This window comes from Tardiphaga sp. (genome assembly GCF_028290495.1).
Classification (GTDB): domain Bacteria; phylum Pseudomonadota; class Alphaproteobacteria; order Rhizobiales; family Xanthobacteraceae; genus Tardiphaga.
Genome location: NZ_JAQGJT010000227.1, coordinates 1 through 3,527 on the forward strand (window position 1 = coordinate 1; position 3,527 = coordinate 3,527).

Sequence of the window (3,527 nt, forward strand, 5' to 3'; positions counted from 1 at the left end):
ACCGACGGAACTCTCACCGTCACGTTGGGTTCGGAGCCACAGGCGATCGCCTATCAGCTGACCAACTCGGATCATCTGAGCGCCATCGCGATCATCACGGTGCCCGCGTACGCAGACAGCCTCCCGCCCTATCTGAAGAGCGGCTACACGATCCAAACCGACCTAAATACGGCGAAGACCGTGCCGCTGTCCGACATGGTCGTGGTTCCCTCTGGCAGGAAGGTGACTGTCGCGGACAAGGCCTCGGCGACGTCGCCTCAGCAGCGGGCCGGGGCCACGATGGTGGCGGCGGATGACGCGATCACCTTCACGCCGAAGACCGGGTTCGTCGGCAACACGTACCTCACCTTCAAGGTCAGTGACAAGGGGCTCGCCAACGACCCGAACGCTGTGACCATCCAGGTGCCGGTCAACGTCGGGGACCCGCAGAGCAGAGACGTCCCGCCAACTTTCGCGAACCAGTCCATCAACGTCGAGGTCGGAAAGTCGACGACCTTCACTCTGCGGAATGCAACCCATCACCCGAACCAGCAGGTTCTCAACCAGGTGACCTACAAGCAGATCACCTCGTCTTCGGCCTCGGGGCCGATCCAGTTCTCCTTCAGCGGCGACAAAGTGACGATGTCGGTCGATAAGAACGCGAAAGTGCCGTCTCAAGTCCGCATTAAGTTCGAGCTGATCTCCGGATCGCTCGCGCCGGTGCAGGCTCAGCTCACTGTCAACGCGGTGGAGTCGACGGCGCCACTCCCTCAGGCTGTCGATGACCTAGTCCCCGATGCGCGGCCGAGTTCCCACTACACGATTCAGCCGCTCGGCAACGACTTCAACCCATTCGCCGCTGACAAGAACTCGGCACTGATCCTCAAGTCCGTCGAATGGCAGGGCGACAACCTCGGGGCGACGAAGTCCATCAACGGCTCAACAATCTCCGTCGACACAGGTGTTGCCAAGTCGGGCGTTATCAGCTTGATCTATACGATGCGCGACGCTCGCGACGTGCCGAGTCGCCAGGCCCAGGGACGCATCACGATCACGGTGACCAGCGCTCCAGAAGCGGTGACCGACATCACCCTCAGCAACCCGGCCTCTCACCGGGTCGCGGTGGATTTCAAGCCGCCCGTTAGCACCAACGGCACTCCGATCACCGGATACGTCGTGAGGATCTCCGACTCGAGTGGAACCACGGAGCACTCAGATTGCACCCCGGGGGTCACCTGTATCTTCGACGCGCGCCAGAATGGTGCGCCGCAAACTGTGGATATCGCGGTGGCGAACAAGGTCGGAACCACCTGGTCGACGACAAAGTCCATCACTCCGTGGGGCACACCGACGGCTCCGACGAATCCAGTGCTCAACAGCAACAGCTCGACCGCGACGGCAACGATCACGCCGTCGTGGTCAGGCGTCGCTGACAGCGGTGGTGGAGGCGTCACCTACCAGTGGAACTTCACGACGGCGCCAAATGCATCCGGGACTACGACGGGAACCATCGGTTCCGCGCAAAGTGTGGGGGCTGGCGACTACACGTTCCAGGTGCGCGCCTGCAACGCTGGTGGGCTCTGCTCGGCGTACGTTGCTTCGGCCACTCGTCACGTCGACCCCCCACCACCGCCGCCGCCGCCGACGACTTGGGTCACGCGAGTGGGGAATACAGTCACCTATCACTGGCAGAACATCCCGGCAGGATCGTGGAATCAGGTTTCCAAGTTCCGCTGCTGGGACACCCCTCCAAACCAGCAGTCGGGCTCGATCGATAACGTTGGCGAGATCGCAGGTTCCATCACTGCTGGCAGCGGCGCTATCGACGTGCCGTGCGGTGCTGCCGTCTCCGACAGCTACTCCATCGAGCCTTGGAAGTACGGACCTTGGTTGCAGATCAACCAAACTCAGACCGGTTTTTGAACCACGGAGAAATGGAATCCGAATGCCCATCACTAACGAACAAGCCACCTGGTTCGCCGACGCCTTCGGCAAGTTGGTCGACAACGTCGACCTGGCGATCGTCGGGAAGAAGCACCAGATCCGGCTAGTGCTCACGGCGATGCTCTCCGAGGGCCATGTGCTACTCGAAGACGTACCAGGCACCGGCAAGACTGTGCTCGCCAAGGCGCTGGCCAACACGCTCGACGGCACTCACTCGCGCATTCAGTTCACACCGGATCTGCTTCCCTCCGACGTGACCGGTGTCACGATCTACGACCAAGGCAAGGGTGGGTTCGAGTTTCATCCGGGACCGATCTTCGCTTCGGTGGTGCTCGCCGACGAGATCAACCGAGCCAGCCCGAAGACTCAGAGCGCGCTGCTCGAGGTCATGGAGGAGGGCGTGGTCACGATCGATGGCGTCGGCCACTCGGTTGGGCGGCCTTTCATGGTGATCGCCACGCAGAATCCGGTAGAGCAGGCTGGCACCTACAAGTTGCCGGAGGCGCAGCTCGACCGCTTCCTGATCAAGACCTCGCTCGGTTACCCCGACTTCGAGACCTCAGTCGCGCTGATGCTCGACTCGGCCAATCGGGCCAGGGCGTCAAGCATCACACCGATCATCACGTCCGAGTCGATCGTGACGATGGCTGGGCTCGCGGCGGACGTATTCGTGGACCCGACGATCATGGAGTACATCATCCAGCTCGTCGTCGCGACCCGGTCCGATAAGGATGTCGCGCTCGGAGTGAGCATGCGCGGCGCCCTGGGCATGGCCCGCGCCGTGCGCACCTGGGCAATCGCCTCGGGTCGCAGCTATGTCACCCCGGATGACGTGCGCGACCTTGCCGTCCCGGTCCTGGCCCACCGCGTGATCATCGACGCCGAGTCGGACTTCGCCGGAGTGAAAGCCGAAGATGTGATCGAACGCGTCCTGCTCGACATCGCACCTCCCGCGTACCGCGCAGCATGAGCCGCGGGTCGCGAGCGAGGGCATCCCTGCGTCGTTTCGGCGCGGGCAGTGGAACGATGGCGTCTGCCGCCATCGGATTCGTCGGAAATTCGGTCCGACCGCGCCTCGCGATCCTCTCCTCGGCCGGGTGGATCGCGCTCGCTCTCGCGGCAGCGACGCTCATCAGCGGTTTCATTCTGGGGTGGCAGGAGTTGACCTTCGTCGGGCTCACTGTGCTCGTCGGGCTCGCCTTCTGCACCGTGTTCCTGATCGGCCGCATCACCTACGACGTCGCGATTGAGCTCTCGCCCGCCCGCGTCGTCGTGGGGGAGCGGGCGCTCGGACGTTTGGTGGTCACGAACTCGGGACCAAAGTCCGTTCTCGCGGCGCGGATGGAGCTGCCGGTCGGTGCCGGACGGGCAGAGTTCTCGATCCCCGCGCTCAAACCGGCGCAGGAGCACGACGAACTGTTCGCCGTGCCGACCAACCGTCGTGCGATCATCGCCACCGGACCAGCGGTCTCGGTGCGCGGCGACCAGCTCGGCCTGATCCGACGGGTCGTGAGATGGACGGATCCAGTCGACCTTTTCGTGCATCCGGTAACGACCCCACTTGCGCCATCGGCCGCGGGACTCGTGCGGGATCTCGAGGGGCA

General features: G+C 63.4%; 3 protein-coding genes. All 3 read left to right on the forward strand.

The genetic code is table 11. The annotated features are described in order from the left end of the window. Positions 1–1,902, forward strand: a 1,902-nt coding sequence (locus tag JWQ24_RS28445; RefSeq protein WP_299815940.1) for a hypothetical protein, incomplete at its 5' end; no start/stop codon positions are given. 22 nt (positions 1,903–1,924) lie between these two features. Beyond that, positions 1,925–2,893 (forward strand): MoxR family ATPase, encoded by a 969-nt coding sequence (locus tag JWQ24_RS28450; protein WP_299815943.1) that lies wholly within the window; start codon positions 1,925–1,927, stop codon positions 2,891–2,893. Positions 2,894–2,949: 56 nt separating this feature from the next. Next, positions 2,950–3,527, forward strand: a 578-nt coding sequence (locus tag JWQ24_RS28455; RefSeq protein ID WP_299815946.1) for a hypothetical protein, incomplete at its 3' end; no start/stop codon positions are given.

Excerpts from the sequence above, each read along its gene's own strand:
- JWQ24_RS28450 (WP_299815943.1), top strand. The coding sequence starts at position 1,925 with ATGCCCATCACTAACGAACAAGCCACCTGGTTCGCCGACGCCTTCGGC.